The organism is Bradyrhizobium sp. Crot121 (assembly GCF_059512385.1).
This window is the reverse complement of sequence record NZ_JCAMOR010000004.1, coordinates 225,483-241,025: the sequence shown is the minus strand read 5'-3', so window position 1 is coordinate 241,025 and position 15,543 is coordinate 225,483. Positions and strand designations below refer to the sequence as shown.

Sequence of the window (15,543 nt, the reverse complement as noted above, 5' to 3'; positions counted from 1 at the left end):
GGGGCATCCAGTACGCCGCAGCCTCTCGACTTATTCACTGGTGTCTGTGGAATACTGGCTCACTCGCCTTCGCGGGTGATGACCGGTGAACGGCGGTTCGACCGCGCGGCGATGGCCGCCTATATTATTGCCTGATTCCGAATCAGGCTCCTCATGCGCGTTTTCAGCGTCCCCCTCTCCGTCCCGTTCCTGCGTACCGTCATCGCCGCGCTGGTTGACGGTCGCCTGGTCAGGGGATTCGACGCGCGCGGCAATCCCGAACGGCTGGCTGACGCGACGCTCTATCTGCCGACCCGGCGCGCGGGCCGGCTTGCGCGGGAGATGTTCCTCGATGTCCTGGACACGGATGCCGCTGTGCTGCCGCGCATCATTGCGCTTGGCGACATCGACGAGGATGAACTCGCTTTCGCGGAAGAGGCGGAACAATTCAGCGGCGCAGCGCCGCTGGAGATTCCGCCCAAGCTTGGCGAGCTCGAGCGGCGGCTGACATTGGCGAGGCTGGTCGCGGCCTGGGCCAAGAGCCCGGTGACCGCGCCGCAGGTGGTCGGCGGCCCCGCATCGACGCTGCAGCTCGCCGGCGATCTCGCGCGGCTGATGGACGACATGGTGACGCGCGGCGTCGAGTGGAGCGCGCTCGACAGGCTGGTGCCCGATCAGCTTGACCAATATTGGCAGCATTCGCTGGATTTCCTGCGGATCGCGCGCGTGGCTTGGCCAGCCTATCTCGCCGAGGTCGGCCGTATCGAGCCGGCGGCGCGGCGCGACCTCTTGATCTCGGCCGAAACCGCGCGACTGACCGCACAATCCGATGGTCCCGTGATCGCGGCGGGCTCGACCGGTTCGATGCCGACGACCGCCAAGTTTCTCCACGCGGTAGCCAAGCTGCCGCACGGCGCGGTCGTGCTGCCCGGGCTCGATACCGATCTTGATGAAGAGTCCTGGGAGACGATCGGCGGCATGCGCGATGCCAAGGGCAAATTCACCACGCCGCCCGCATCGAACCATCCGCAATTCGCCATGCACGCGCTGCTCGATCGCTTCGCGATCAAGCGCGACGAGGTGGAGATTCTGGGCGCGCCGGCACCACGCGGGCGCGAGATGCTGATGTCGGAAACGATGCGGCCGTCCAGTGCCACGGCGCAATGGCACGACCGGCTGGAGCAGCCCGAGATCGCCGAGAAGATTTCCGCCGGCACGAACGGCATCGCCGTGGTGGAGGCGCCGAATCCGGAGATGGAAGCGCTCGCCATCGCCATTGCCATGCGCGAGGCGAGGCATCTCAATAAATCCGCCGCACTGGTCACGCCGGACCGCGCGTTGGCGCGGCGGGTGATGGCGGCACTGACGCGCTGGAATCTCGAATTCGACGATTCCGGCGGTGAAGCGCTGATGGACACGCCATCGGGCGTTTTCGCCCGCCTCACCGCGGAAGCCGCGACCAAGGGATTGGAGCCACCGACGCTGCTCGCGCTCTTGAAACATCCGCTGTTCCGGCTCGGCGCCGCGCCGGGCGCCTACCTTCGCGCGACCGAAGTCGTGGAGCTGGCGCTCTTGCGCGGCACGCGGCCGCAAGCCGGCAGCGAAGGCCTTGCCCGCGACTTCGAACGCTTCCGCAGCGAACTCGCCAAGCTGCGCCGCGGCGAGACCTCATCGCTTCATGCCCTCGAACAACGGACCCGGCTCCGCGACGTCGAGCTCGACCAGGCGCAGTCGCTGATATCAAAGCTGAGGGCCGCGCTTGCACCGCTTGAAAGTCTCAGCGCATCCAAGCCGTACGATTTTGCCGAGTTGGCGCTCCGTCATCGCGAGGCTCTCACCGCGTTGTCCTGCGATCAGCACGGCATCGCCGTCGCCTTCGAAGAGCAGGCCGGTTCCGTGCTCGCATCCGCGTTCGATGATCTCGTGGGCGCCAAGAAGCTGAGCGGCGTGATGGTCCCGCTCTCCGATTATCCCGACGTCTTCCAGACTGCGTTTGCCGACCGCATGGTGCGTCGCCCGGAATCGCCGCGCGCGCAACTGCACATCTTCGGCCAGCTCGAAGCGCGACTGACGGAAACCGATCGCGTGATCCTCGGCGGGCTCGTGGAAGGCGTCTGGCCGCCGGCGCCGCGGATCGATCCCTGGCTCAGCCGGCCGATGCGGCACGAGCTCGGGCTCGACCTGCCGGAACGGCGTATCGGCCTTTCCGCCCACGACTTTGCGCAACTGCTCGGCACTGACGATGTGATCCTCACCCACTCGGCCAAGGTCGGCGGCGCGCCGGCGGTGGCCTCGCGCTTCCTGCACCGGTTTGAGGCGGTCGCGGGCGAGGCGCGCTGGAAGGCTGCGAAAGCAGCGGGCGAGACATACGTCCATTACGCCGCCGAGCTCGACCGGCCGGACAAGGTCGAGCCGATCGCACAGCCCGCGCCGAAGCCGCCGCTTGCGACCAGGCCGCTCAAGATGTCGGTGACCGCGATCGAGGACTGGCTGCGCGATCCCTATACGATCTACGCAAGATATATCCTGCGGCTCGATCCGCTCGATCCCGTCGACATGCCGCTGTCGGCGGCCGATCGCGGCTCGGCAATCCACGCGGCGCTCGGCGAATTCACGCAAAGCTTCGCCGCCGCGCTGCCGGACGATCCGCTTCGCGCCCTGCGCGAGATCGGCGGCAAGCATTTTGCGCCGTTGATGGAGCGGCCGGAAGCACGGGCGCTGTGGTGGCCGCGCTTCCAGCGCATCGCGGCATGGTTTGCCGAATGGGAGACCGCGCGGCGCGGCGCTATCGCGGCGATCAATGCCGAGATCCGTGGCGAGATCGGCATCCCCCTCGACAATGCGCGCACCTTCACGCTTTCGGCGCGCGCCGACCGGATCGAGCACCACGATGACGGCTCTTTTGCGATCCTCGACTACAAGACCGGGCAGCCGCCGACAGGCAAGCAGGTACGCATGGGGCTGTCGCCGCAGCTCACGCTGGAAGCCGCGATCCTGCGCGAGGGCGGCTTTGAGGGAATTCCGGCCGGTGCATCCGTCGGCGAGCTCACCTATGTCAGGCTCAGCGGCAACAACCCGCCGGGCGAGCAGCGGACCTTGGAATTGAAGATCAGACCAGGCGATACGCCGCAATCGCCCGACGATGCCGCCGACCACGCGCGGAAGGAGCTGGAAAAACTGATCCGTCAATTCGAGGACGAGAACCAGGCCTACACCTCGCTGAATCTCTCGATGTGGGCCAACCGCTACGGCACCTATGACGACCTCGCCCGCATCAAGGAATGGTCCGCGGCCGGCGGCCTGGGAGTAGAGGAATGGTGAAAGCGCCGCGCCCCATTCCCGACGCGGTGCGCGCCACGCAGGCGCGCGCGTCCGATCCCAAGGCGTCCGCGTTCGTGTCCGCCAATGCCGGTTCAGGCAAGACCCATGTGCTGGTGCAGCGCGTGATCCGGCTGTTGCTGGAGGGCACACCGCCGGAAAAGATCCTCTGCATCACCTTCACCAAGGCGGCCGCGGCCAACATGGCCGAGCGGGTGTTCTCCACGCTCGGCCATTGGGTCACCCTCGACGATACGGCGCTGGACGCAGCGATCCGTGAAGCCGGCATTGCCCATCCCAATGTGAGGCTCCGACGGGAAGCGCGAAAGCTGTTCGCCTGCGCGCTGGAGACGCCGGGCGGGCTGAAGGTGCAGACCATCCACGCGCTTTGCACTCGCCTGCTGCAGCAATTCCCGTTCGAGGCCAATGTGCCGGCGCGGTTCGCCGTGCTCGACGAGCGCGACCAGAACGAGATGATGGAGCGCGCCAATCTCGCGGTGCTGCTGGAAGCCTCGCGCAATCCCGATAGCGCCACCGGGCGTGCGTTGATGGTGGCGATGGCGAGCGCGGCCGACGTCACCTTCAAGGACGTGGTGCGCGAAGCCTGCCTCAGCCGCGATCATTTCATGGCCTGGACCGATGCCGCGGGCAGCGCGGTGGCCGCCGCCGGCCAGATGTCGGCAGCACTTGGCGTCGCCGCTGATGATTCGATCGAGGACGTCGAGCGCGCGATCCTGGATGGTCCCTATCTGCCACGCGCGCGCTGGGAGGACATTGCGCTCGTCCTCGACACCGGCAACAAGTCCGACCAGGACCAGGCGTCACGCCTGCGTGAGGCGCTGGTCTTCACCGGCAGCGCGCAGGTCGATGCCTATCTTGGCGTCTTCCTTACCGACGCCGACCGCACGCCGCGCAAGTCGGTGGTGACGAAGAAATTCTTCGACAACAATCCCGCCATCGGTCGGCTGTTCGAAGCAGAAAGCCAGCGCATCCATCCGCTGATCGAGCGCCGCCGCGCCGTAACGATCCGCGACCGCACCGAGGCGCTGCTGCATATCGCGACTGCGGCGGCCGCGAACTACCGCCGCGAAAAGCTGGAGCGCGGGCTGCTCGACTATGACGACCTCATCGACAAGACGCTCGAGATGCTCGACCGCGTCTCCTCGGGTTGGGTGCACTACAAGCTCGACCGCGGCGTCGATCATGTGCTGATCGACGAGGCGCAGGATACCAGTCCCAAGCAATGGGACATCGTCGCGCACATCATCTCCGAATTCACCTCCGGCGCCGGCGCGCGCGACGGTGTGGTCCGCACCGTGTTCGCGGTCGGCGACGAGAAGCAGTCGATTTTCTCGTTCCAGGGCGCGGCCCCGCATGAATTCGATCTGCGCCGCCGGGAGCTGAAGAAGAAGTTCGAGGATGCCGGGCTGAAATTCGATCCTGTTTCCTTCACCTATTCGTTCCGTTCCGGGCCGGCGATCCTGCAATCGGTCGACCACGTGTTCCGTGAGCAGGAGATCTATCGCAGCATCCATGCGGTCGAGAACGGCTATCCGCTCCACAATGCGCTCGCCGACGCCGGTCCCAGCATGATCGAACTCTGGGAGCTCGCGGAAGCCGACGACAGGCAGGACATCGAGGGCTGGCGCGCGCCGTTCGACGGCGTCTCCGTCACCAGCCCCGAAGTGAAGCTAGCGAAGCGCATCCAGGCCGAGATCAGGCGACTGGTGGAAAGCGGCACCATGACTGGCAGCCGCGGCAACCGCCGGCCGCTCGCCTACGGCGATGTGCTGGTGCTGGTGCGAAGACGCGGCAACGCGTTTGACGCCGTGATCCAGGCGCTGAAACACGCCAATATCCCGGTCGCCGGCGCCGACCGGCTGAAATTGACCGAGCACATCGCGATCATCGATTTGATGAACCTCGCGGACGCGCTGCTGCTGCCGCAGGACGATCTGGCACTGGCGGTCGCGCTGAAGAGCCCGCTGTTCGGCCTCGACGACGACGATCTGTTCAAGCTGGCCTGGGAGCGCAAGGGATCGCTGCGCCACGCGCTGGCGCTGCATGCGGCGACCGATGAGCGCCTCGCGGGCGCGCTGAAACGGCTCGAACGATGCGAGCGGCGCTTTGCGGACTCTACGCCGTTCGCCTTCTATGCCTGGCTGCTTGGCGGCGAAGGCGGGCGGGCGCGCATCCTGCGTCGCCTTGGCCATGAGGCCAATGATGCCCTCGACGAATTCCTTGAGCTTGCGCTGGCCTATGAGCGCAAGGCACCCAGCTCGCTGCAGGGCTTTGTGGCCTGGCTGCGTGCCGCCGACACCGAGGTGAAGCGCGACATGGAGATTTCGCGCGACGAGGTGCGCGTGATGACCGTGCACGGCGCCAAGGGGCTGGAAGCCTCCGTCGTGTTCCTGGTGGACACCACCACCTCGCCCGCGGACACGCAACGGCTGCGGCTGATCCATCTGCCACAGGGCAACAGCGCGCCGCACGGGCCCGGCGTCGTGGTCTGGGCCGGCCGCAAGGCCGAAGATCCCGGTCCCGTCGCCAAGGCACGCGAGGCGATGCTGGAGGAGACGGAAGACGAATATCGCCGCCTGCTGTACGTCGCGATGACCCGGGCCGCCGATCGATTGATCGTTGGCGGCTGCCTGCCCGGCAACATGAAGAAGGTCCGGACCTCCTCCTGGTATGACCTGATCGACAAGGGCCTCGCCAATTCCGACCTCAGCTTGCAGGAGATCGAGACCCCGGCGGGCCTGGTGAAGCGTTATTTCCGGCCCGATGATGCCGATGCGACGACCGGCGTCACGGTGTCGGGGGCGCCGCAGCCGATCGAACTGCCGTCCTGGCTGCAGCGGCCGGCGCCGACTGAACTCGCCGCCGACAGCCGGCTGCGGCCATCCGACCCCAGCGACGACAGCCGCCGCGTCCGGAGCGGCGAGCAGCTCGTGCTGCGTGCCCGCGCCATCCAGCGCGGCACGCTGGTGCACCGGCTGTTGCAGTCGCTGCCGGATATCGCACCCGAGCGCCGACGCGGTGCGGCGCTGGCCTATCTCGAACGCAATGCCGAGGATTGGACCGCCGAGGAGCGCGCGGCGCTGGCCGAAAGCGTGCTGGCCTTGATCGGCGATCCGCGTTTTGCCGCGGTGTTCGCCGCCGGAAGCCGGGCGGAAGTCTCCATTGTCGGCCGGCTCGAACGGCTCGGACAATCGCCGGCGCTGGTATCCGGCCAGATCGACCGGCTGGTGGTGACGCCGAACGACATCCTGATCGTCGATTTCAAGACCAACCACGCCCCGCCGAAAACTGCGGCCGAGGCCCCAAGGGGCTACATCCGGCAGCTCGCGCTCTACCGGGCCGTGCTGCGCAAGCTTTATCCCGGACGTCCTGTCCGTGCCGCCCTGCTCTGGACCGAAAGTACTGAAATGATGGAGATTTCTGCCTCCTCGCTGGACAGGGAGCTGGCATCCCATCATGCTGGCGTGACCGAGCTTGACCCGGCAGGGGTGCGTTCATAGGTTTGTCGTACGATTCCGGCGCGACTCAAATCCCGCCTTTTTTCTTCCAACCGAACGAGGTACCCCATGGCCGTTGGCAAGGTTTCTGACGCCAATTTCGAAGCCGAAGTGCTCAACGCGACCGGACCTGTCGTGGTCGATTTCTGGGCCGAATGGTGCGGCCCCTGCCGCATGATCGCGCCCGCGCTGGACGAGATCGCGGGCTCGATGGGCGACAAGGTCAAGATCGTGAAGCTCAACGTCGACGAGAGCCCGAAGACGGCTTCCAAATATGGCGTGATGTCGATCCCGACCCTGATGATCTTCAAGGGCGGCGAGATGGCCTCGCGCCAGGTCGGCGCGGCGCCGAAGGCGAAGCTGCAGCAGTGGATTTCCGCTGCGGTCTGATCCGTCTCCTTAGAATAATTTTCGACAACGGCCGGCGGATAGCCGGCCGTTTGCGTTGAGGGGGGTGTGTTGCGTTTGAGCATGATCCGGAAAAGTGGAAACCGGTTTTCCGAAAAGATCATGCTCAAACAAAAGGATCTAAAGGCCCTCGCCCGTGCCGTCTCCCCGCCGAAAGACTGCTTCCAAATCCACCGCGCTGGTCGCGATGGAGGCCCGTTCGGTCGATGCGATCCCGCGCGGCGACGAGTGGCAATATGAACCGAAATGGGACGGCTTCCGCTGCCTGGTCGCGCGTCAGGGCGAAAACGTCGACCTGCGCTCCAAGTCCGGCGAAAATCTCGGCCGTTATTTCCCGGAGCTGATCGCCGCCGCGCTCGAGTTGAAGGCGACTTCGTTCCTGCTCGACGGCGAAATTGTCGTGCCGCATGGCAAGACGTTCTCGTTCGACGATCTGCTGCAGCGGATTCATCCCGCTGCCAGCCGCATCAAGAAGCTGGCGCACGAAACCCCGGCGCTGTTCATCGCCTTCGACCTGCTCGCGACGGCCACAGAGAAGAAGCTTTCCGCCGAGCCGTTGAGCCAACGACGGCCAACGCTCGAAACCTTCGCCAAAGCGCACTTCAAGTCCACTCCAACATTTCGGCTATCGCCCGTCACCACAAGCTACGCCACGGCGGTGAAGTGGCTGAAGCAATCGGGCGGCGGGTTTGACGGTGTGATCGCCAAGCGCATCGACCTGCCCTATCAGGCCGGCAACCGCGAGGGCATGCAGAAGATCAAGAAATTCCGCAGCGCCGATTGCGTCGTCGGCGGCTTTCGCTACGCGAGCAACAAGATCGACGGCCGGAACGTCGTCGGCTCGCTCCTGCTCGGCCTCTATGACGATGACGGCCTGTTGCACCATGTCGGCTTCACCTCGGCCATCAAGCGCGAGGAGAAGCTGGCGTTGACGTCAAAACTGGAGACGCTGATCGCAAAGCCCGGCTTCACCGGGAATGCGCCTGGTGGCCCGAGCCGCTGGTCGACCGACCGCTCCGCGCAATGGTGTCCGCTGAAGCCGAAACTGGTGATCGAGGTCTGCTACGATCATTTCAGCGGCGAGCGCTTCCGCCACGGCACCTCGATCCTGCGCTGGCGCCCGGATAAGGCGCCGCGGCAATGCACCTTCGAGCAGTTGAAGCAGACGGCCGTCGATCCGATGAAGCTGTTGAAGGCGCAGGAATCGTAGCCCGGATGAAGCGCAGCGCAATCCGGGGCTTTCCGCACGTGGACAGACTTCCCCCGGACTACGCTCCGCTCCATCCGGGCTACGGCATCGTGCTAGCGGATCCACCCCGTCGCCAGCGCCGATGCCAGTTCCAACTGGCCATTCTCGCGCGCCAGCGCGGCCATGGCGTCGTGATCGTAGGGCACATGGCGGAACGTCACCCGCTAGGCACCGTCGGCTAATTCCAGGATCGCGTAGCGCGCGTCGGGCGTGCCCGCCTCCACGACATGCTTGTACGGATGGACGTCGCGATAGCCAGGAGAACCGACGCTGCCAGGATTGACGATCAGGCGGCCGTCACGAAGCCGCACCGCACGCGCGAGATGGCTGTGGCCGCAGAGCATGAGCGGCTGGCTGATGCCGCCGGCAGCTTGCTCGATCGTCTCCAGCGATGCCATCCGCACCGTGCCATCAGGCCGCACTGTCTCCAGCCAATAGACTTCATCGTCGGCAGGCGTCGCATGGCAGAGAAAGACCTGATCACGGAACACCCGTGTCGGCGGCACGGTACGCAGCCAGTCGAGATGGCTTTGATCGAGTTGCGCGTACGCCGGCCGGTCCCACGAGCCCATCTTCTCCGGCGGCCGATCGATGAGATAGCGATCGTGATTGCCAAGTACGTGAACGGCACCGAGCGCCATCAGCGTGTCCATCGTCCGCCGCGCGTCCAGCGGACCGCTCGCCATGTCGCCGAGATTGACGATATCGGCAATCCCCTGCGCGCGGATATCAGCAACCACAGCTTCCAGCGCCAGATAGTTGCCGTGCGCGTCGGCGATGGCGGCAAAGCGCAGCGTCATGCCGGCGGCGTGCCGTTCACGTCGAGCACATGGCCGGCGAGATAGAGCGAGCCGGTGATCAGGATGCGCGGCGGCACCTCGTAAGCAAGCTGCGAAAGCGCATGCAGCGCGGCCTCCACGCTCGCTGCGATCTCGACGCGCATGCCGAACGCGCGCGCCGCATCCGCCAGCCGCTCCGGCGGCATCGCGCCCGCACGGCCCGGAATCTCGACCGCGATGATGTGGCGCGTCAGACCGGCGAAATTGGCCAGGAAGCCGGACGCATCCTTGTTCGCCATCATGCCGGCGATCACCACCAGCGGACGCGACACGCGCTCTTCGAGATCGCCGACCGCAGTGGCCGCCACGCGCCCGCCTTCGGCATTGTGTCCGCCATCGAGCCAGATCTCGGAGCCCGGCGGCGCCAGATTGAGCAGCGCGCCCGACGCCAGACGCTGCATTCGCGCCGGCCACTCGGCATTGACGATACCGGCCTCGAACGAGGCGATCCCGATCTTGAACGCGTCGATCGCACGCAGCGTCGCGATCGCCAGCCCCGCATTGTCGAACTGGTGACGGCCGAACAGTTTTGGCGCTGCCAGATCCATCAGGCCGCGGTCATCCTGATAGACCAGCCGGCCGCGCTCGACCCCGACATGCCATTGCTGTCCGGCCACGTGCAGCGGCGCCCGTCGGCGCGCCGCCTGAGCCTCGACGACGGTCATCGCATCAGGCGACTGCTCGGCACAGATCACCGGCACGCCGCCCTTGATGATCGCGGCCTTCTCGCCTGCGATCGCGGTCAGCGTGTCGCCGAGGAATTCGGTGTGATCCATGCTGATCGGCGCGATGACGGAGGCGAGCGGCGTCTCAATCACATTGGTCGAATCCAGCCTGCCGCCGAGACCGACCTCCAGCAGCGTGACGTCGGCCGCATGCTGGGCGAACAGGCAGAACGCCGCCGCGGTCTCGATCTCGAAGATCGTGATCGGCTGGCCGTCGTTGACGCGTTCGCAATGTTCGAGCACCGCGCGCAACTCGTCGTCGCCGACCAGCGCGCCGCCGCCGGCGCGGCCAAGGCGATAGCATTCGTTCAGTCGCACCAGATCGGGCGAGGTGAAGACATGCACACGCAAGCCGGCCGCTTCCAGGATCGCACGCAAATAGGCGATCGTGGAGCCCTTGCCGTTGGTGCCGGCAACATGGATCACCGGCGGCAGCTTGCGCTCGGGATGATCGAGCCGCGCGAGCAGGGCGTGCATGCGATCGAGGCTAAGGTCGATCGTCTTCGGATGCAACGCCGACAGGCGCGCAACCAACTCGCCGAGCGGCGGCGATGGCTGGGCGGCCGGTACGCTCACGCGTGCGGCGCTGCCGGCACGGTTTCTGGTGCCGAGACGATCTGGGTGGGTGCCGTGACCTCCGGCGCAGGTTTCGAGGGCACCTGCAGCGGCGGCGATTTGGTGAGCAGGCGGCACAGCCGTGCCAGCGTCGCGCGCATGTCGTGGCGATGCACGACCATATCGACCATGCCGTGGTCGCGCAGATATTCGGCGCGCTGGAATCCGTCCGGCAGTTTCTCGCGGATGGTCTGCTCGATCACGCGCGCGCCGGCAAAGCCGATCAGCGCGCCGGGCTCGGCGATATGCACGTCTCCCAGCATCGCATAGGAGGCGGTGACGCCGCCGGTGGTCGGATTGGTCAGTACGACGATGTAGGGCTGCTTGGCTTCGCGCAACATCTGCACGCCCACGGTCGTGCGCGGCATCTGCATCAGCGACAGAATGCCTTCCTGCATCCGCGCGCCGCCCGAGGCGGCGAACACGATGAAGGGCGACTTCTTCTCGACCGCGAGCTCGAGCCCGCGCACCATCGCCTCCCCGGCAGCCATGCCGAGCGAGCCGCCCATGAAGTCGAAATCCTGCACCGCGATCACGACGCCCGCGCCCTCGAGCTTGCCGTATCCGACCTTGATCGCGTCATTGAGACTGGTCTTGGCCCGCGCATCCTTGATGCGGTCGACATATTTGCGCTCGTCGCGGAACTTCAGCGGATCGGGTGTTACGTCCGGCAGCGCCACGTCGAACCAGGTCTCATTGTCGAAGATCGACTTCAGCCGCGCCACCGCGCCCATGCGCATGTGGTAATTCGAACCGGGGATGACGAACTGGTTGGCCTCGACGTCCTTGTAGAACACGAGCTGCCCGGAATCCGGGCACTTGATCCAAAGGTTCTCCGGCGTCTCGCGCCGCAGGATGCTGCGGATCTTCGGCCGGACGACATTGGTGAGCCAGTTCATGCTTCGCTCCGAAATGCGGTCGGTTCCGCATTGGCTGAATATATGGCGGGCCGGGTAACGCCCGGCAAGCCGCCTGCAACGACGATTGCAGCCTATTCGGCCGCTTGTTTGGCGCCCCGTACGCCCTGTGACAGCGCGGCGGCAAGGTCGGCCACGGCGGTCACAGTCTTGGCGGTAGCCCGCCCCTCCGCGTCGAGGCTGCCGCGCAAGGCATCGACCAGCGCGGTGCCGACCACCGCACCATTGGCGCTTTCGGCAATGGCCCGCGCGGCTTCCGGGGTGCGGATGCCGAAACCGACGCAGACCGGCAACTTGGTATGCCGCTTGATGCGCGCCACCGCTTCGCCGACCGCCGTAGCGTCCGCCGCCGCGGCACCGGTGATGCCGGTGATCGAGACATAATAGACAAAGCCCGAGGTGTTCGCGAGCACCGCCGGCAGGCGCTTGTCGTCGGTGGTCGGCGTCGCCAGGCGGATGAAATTGAGCCCGGCGTTCATCGCCGGCAGGCACAGCTCGGTGTCCTCCTCCGGCGGCAGGTCGACGATGATCAGGCCATCAACGCCCGCGGCCTTGGCATCGGCGAGGAACTTGTCGACGCCGTAGATGTAGATCGGGTTGTAATAGCCCATCAGCACCAGCGGCGTGGCGTTATCATCCTTGCGGAAGCTGCGCACCATTTCGAGCGTCTTCTTCAGCGTCATGCCGCCCTTGAGCGCGCGCAGCCCCGCTGCCTGGATCGACGGCCCATCCGCCATCGGATCGGTGAAGGGCATGCCGATCTCGATGATATCAGCACCGGCATTCGGCAGAGCCTTGAGGATGTCGAGCGATGTCGCAGGGTCGGGATCGCCGGCCATCACGAAGGTGACAAAAGCGGAGCGGCCCTGCTTCGCAAGCTCGGCAAAACGTGCATCGATACGGGTGGTCATGGCGCGGCATTCGCTGTGCTATACCTCTCCCCTCCGGGGAGAGGTCGGCTGCGCAGCAGCCGGGTGAGGGGGATGGAGAGGTTCAAGGCAAGAGCACGAAGCCTCCGCGCGTCGCAGACCAGCGCCGAGGCCAAACTTTGGCAGGCATTGCGCAACAGGAAGCTGGCGCGATGGAAATTCCGCCGCCAGCATCCAATCGATCGGTACATCGTCGATTTCGTCACGCTCGATGGGAAATTGATCGTCGAGGTCGACGGAGCGACCCATTCCAGGGACTCAGAGATCAAGTACGACGAGGCGCGAACAAAGGTTCTCGAAGCCTGCGGCTTCCTCGTCGTGCGCGTCTCGAATACGGACGTATATGAGAATCTCGACGGGGTGCTTGAGATGATCGAAACCTCACTTCGGTTCGAGTGAGCGGAGAGACCCCTCACCCGGCTGCTGCGCAGCCGACCTCTCCCCTGCGGGGAGAGGTCAGAAAGGGAGCGGCGGCGAGAGGTCACTTGTTTCGGCCCTTCAAGATGTCGCCGACTTGCGGCACGTCCTTGTCGCCGCGGCCGGAGAGGTTGACCACCATCAGGTGATCCCTGGGCCGCTTCGGTGCGAGCTCCATCACCTTGGCGATGGCATGTGCGGGCTCGAGCGCCGGGATGATGCCTTCGAGCCGCGACAGCAACTGGAAGGCTTCCAGCGCTTCCTCATCGGTCGCCGAGAGATAGTTGACGCGGCCGGTCTCGTGTAGCCAGGCGTGCTCGGGGCCGATGCCGGGATAGTCCAAGCCGGCCGAGATCGAATGTGCCTCCTGGATCTGGCCGTCTTCGTCCATCAACAGATAGGTGCGGTTGCCATGCAGCACGCCGGGCCGGCCACCCGCGATCGACGCCGCATGCAATTGCGTCAGTCCGTGACCGGCGGCTTCGACGCCGAAGATCTCGACCGAGGGATCGTCGAGGAAGGGATGGAACAGCCCCATCGCATTGGAGCCGCCGCCGATGCAGGCGACGAGCGAATCCGGCAGGCGGCCCTCGACCTCCTGCAATTGCTGGCGCGTTTCGATGCCGATGATCGACTGGAAGTCGCGCACCATCATCGGATAGGGATGCGGGCCAGCCACCGTGCCGATGCAGTAGAATGTGTCGTGCACATTGGTGACCCAATCGCGCAGCGCATCGTTCATCGCATCCTTCAGGGTGCGCGCGCCCGACTGCACCGGGACCACCTTGGCGCCCAGCATCTCCATGCGGATCACGTTGGGCTGCTGCCGCGCGACATCGACCGCGCCCATATAGACCACGCATTCGAGCCCGAACCGCGCGCACAGCGTCGCGGTGGCGACGCCGTGCTGGCCGGCGCCCGTCTCGGCGATGATACGCTTCTTGCCCATGCGGCGCGCCAGCATGATCTGGCCAAGCACATTGTTGACCTTGTGCGAGCCGGTGTGGTTGAGCTCCTCGCGCTTGAAATAGATTTTTGCGCCGCCGAGATGCTCGGTCAGCCGCTCGGCGAAATAGAGCGGCGACGGCCGCCCGACATAGTGCTTCAGATGGCCGTCCATCTCCTTCTGGAAGGCAGGATCGGCCTTGGCCTCGGCATAGGCTTTTTCGAGGTCGAGGATCAGCGGCATCAGCGTTTCCGCGACGAAACGTCCGCCGAAAATGCCGAAATGCCCGCGCTCGTCGGGACCGCTGCGGAAAGAGTTGGGTAGTGCTGGGCTCATCGAACCATCAATTCTTCTGTGGCGCGCGCGGGCGCGCTGTCTCTACTCCCTCGCCCCGCTCTTGCGGGGAGAGGGTCGGGGTGAGGGGCTCTCGCCGCAAATTCGCTAGCAGTTGTGATCGCGGAGACTCCCCCTCACCCGGATCGCTAACGCGATCCGACCTCTCCCCGTGAACGGGGAGAGGTGAAGGGACGCCACGCGCGGCGCGGATGAAAGCGCGGATCAGCTCGGGATCCTTGATGCCGGGCGACCGTTCGACGCCGGACGAAATATCGACGCCGCCGGCACGGGTGACACGGACGGCCTCAGCGACATTGTCGGCATTGAGCCCGCCTGAGACCATGAAGGGCAATGCAAGCTCGAGCTGTTCCAGCACGTGCCAATCGAACACCGCCCCGAGCCCGCCCGGCCGGGTCGCGCCCTTCGGGGCCCGCGCGTCGAACAGGATGCGGTCGGCGACGGCGGCATAGCCTGCGAGCGGCGCGAGATCGGCCGCCGTTTCGACGGCGAGCACCTTCATCACTTGCAGGCCGAACCTCTGCTTGATGTCGCGCACGCGCGCCACCGTCTCCTTGCCGTGCAGTTGCAGGATGTCGGGCTGCAGCGTCTCGACGATGTTTTCGAGGGTGGCGTCATCCGCATCGACGGTGAGCGCCACCTTCACGGCACGGCCTTTCGCCTGCCGGCCGAGCTCCCGCGCGGTCTCGAGCGAGAGATGCCGCGGCGAGGGCGGAAAGAACACGAAGCCAACCATGTCGGCACCGGCATCGAGCGCGACGTCGAGCGTCTCGCGCGTGGACAGGCCGCAGATTTTGACGAGCAGGGACATGGTCTCTCAGGAGCGCTGCAACGGCCGAAACTTGCAGCTCCGGCACGGACGGGGCGGGTTCTACAACGTCGCGCCCTGCTTGTCTCGCCCGACGACCCCCGCTGAACCGCCATTTGATGGGGCTGTGAGGCGACGCCGTTCGGCTTGAGCTGCGGCCAAGGTCGCCCGCAGATCGGCCAGCTCCGCCCGGGCCTGCCGGGCGTCAGCCTCATGCTGTCGCGCCGCGCGGCGCCAGCGATGCTGCTGGAACCAGGTCGCCACCCCGCCCGCGAGCACGCCCAGGATCGCCACGATAATGAGCACGAGGAACAACGGCAGCGTTATCGCCACCGTCGGAGTGGTCGAATTGAACGGATCGAATGAAACCGTCACCAGGTGACGGTTCGCAACAGCGAAGATGATGAAGAACAGGCCAAGCAGGATGACGAGCAGCGTCGTGAAGAACTTTCGCATCACCATCCCTCGCATCGGCCGACAATCGCGTGCCGATCTATAGCAACCGGAGACGCGGATGCGCC

Annotated in this window: 10 protein-coding genes and 2 pseudogenes; 5 read left to right on the top strand and 7 right to left on the bottom strand. The window is 65.7% G+C overall.

Annotated features, from left to right (window positions below):
• Window positions 1–153: 153 nt before the first annotated feature.
• The 4 genes from addB (at window position 154) to AC5ZGW_RS07170 (ending at window position 8,433) form a co-directional block, all read left to right on the top strand.
• Window positions 154–3,300, top strand: a complete 3,147-nt coding sequence (addB, locus tag AC5ZGW_RS07185; RefSeq protein ID WP_130226696.1) for a double-strand break repair protein AddB — start codon at window positions 154–156, stop codon at window positions 3,298–3,300.
• Window positions 3,294–6,818, top strand: a complete 3,525-nt coding sequence (gene addA, locus AC5ZGW_RS07180; protein ID WP_165435276.1) for a double-strand break repair helicase AddA — start codon at window positions 3,294–3,296, stop codon at window positions 6,816–6,818. The genes addB and addA overlap by 7 nt, the downstream gene beginning before the upstream one ends.
• Window positions 6,819–6,884: 66 nt before the next feature.
• Window positions 6,885–7,205 (top strand): thioredoxin, encoded by a 321-nt coding sequence (gene trxA / locus AC5ZGW_RS07175; RefSeq protein WP_027580982.1) that lies wholly within the window; start codon window positions 6,885–6,887, stop codon window positions 7,203–7,205.
• 205 nt (window positions 7,206–7,410) lie between these two features.
• Window positions 7,411–8,433 carry an ATP-dependent DNA ligase gene (locus tag AC5ZGW_RS07170; protein ID WP_130226715.1) on the top strand — a complete coding sequence of 341 codons (1,023 nt, stop codon included), beginning with the start codon at window positions 7,411–7,413 and terminating at the stop codon, window positions 8,431–8,433.
• Between the two features lie 92 nt (window positions 8,434–8,525).
• On the opposite strand, the pseudogene AC5ZGW_RS07165 reads toward AC5ZGW_RS07170, so the two are convergent.
• From AC5ZGW_RS07165 to trpA, 4 genes and pseudogenes are all read right to left on the bottom strand, one after another.
• Window positions 8,526–9,266, bottom strand: a pseudogene (locus AC5ZGW_RS07165) (metallophosphoesterase family protein).
• 2 nt (window positions 9,267–9,268) lie between these two features.
• Window positions 9,269–10,612, bottom strand: coding sequence for a bifunctional folylpolyglutamate synthase/dihydrofolate synthase (locus AC5ZGW_RS07160; RefSeq protein ID WP_130226698.1), 1,344 nt, complete (start codon window positions 10,610–10,612; stop codon window positions 9,269–9,271).
• Window positions 10,609–11,550 (bottom strand): acetyl-CoA carboxylase, carboxyltransferase subunit beta, encoded by a 942-nt coding sequence (gene accD, locus AC5ZGW_RS07155; protein WP_130226699.1) that lies wholly within the window; start codon window positions 11,548–11,550, stop codon window positions 10,609–10,611. Before accD ends, AC5ZGW_RS07160 begins: the two co-directional genes overlap by 4 nt.
• A gap of 92 nt (window positions 11,551–11,642) precedes the next feature.
• A complete protein-coding gene (gene trpA / locus AC5ZGW_RS07150; protein ID WP_130226700.1) occupies window positions 11,643–12,479 on the bottom strand; it encodes a tryptophan synthase subunit alpha in 837 nt (278 codons plus the stop codon).
• A 72-nt stretch (window positions 12,480–12,551) separates the two neighbouring features.
• Between trpA and AC5ZGW_RS07145 the strand changes: the two genes are divergently transcribed.
• A complete protein-coding gene (locus AC5ZGW_RS07145; protein ID WP_130226701.1) occupies window positions 12,552–12,896 on the top strand; it encodes an endonuclease domain-containing protein in 345 nt (114 codons plus the stop codon).
• A gap of 82 nt (window positions 12,897–12,978) precedes the next feature.
• Here the strand turns inward: AC5ZGW_RS07145 and trpB are convergent, their stop codons facing one another.
• From trpB to AC5ZGW_RS07130, 3 genes and pseudogenes are all read right to left on the bottom strand, one after another.
• A complete protein-coding gene (gene trpB / locus AC5ZGW_RS07140; RefSeq protein ID WP_028167305.1) occupies window positions 12,979–14,196 on the bottom strand; it encodes a tryptophan synthase subunit beta in 1,218 nt (405 codons plus the stop codon).
• 196 nt (window positions 14,197–14,392) lie between these two features.
• A pseudogene (locus tag AC5ZGW_RS07135) lies at window positions 14,393–15,025 on the bottom strand (phosphoribosylanthranilate isomerase); the annotation flags it as partial.
• A 60-nt stretch (window positions 15,026–15,085) separates the two neighbouring features.
• Window positions 15,086–15,478 carry a LapA family protein gene (locus AC5ZGW_RS07130; RefSeq protein ID WP_130226703.1) on the bottom strand — a complete coding sequence of 131 codons (393 nt, stop codon included), beginning with the start codon at window positions 15,476–15,478 and terminating at the stop codon, window positions 15,086–15,088.
• Window positions 15,479–15,543 lie beyond the last annotated feature (65 nt).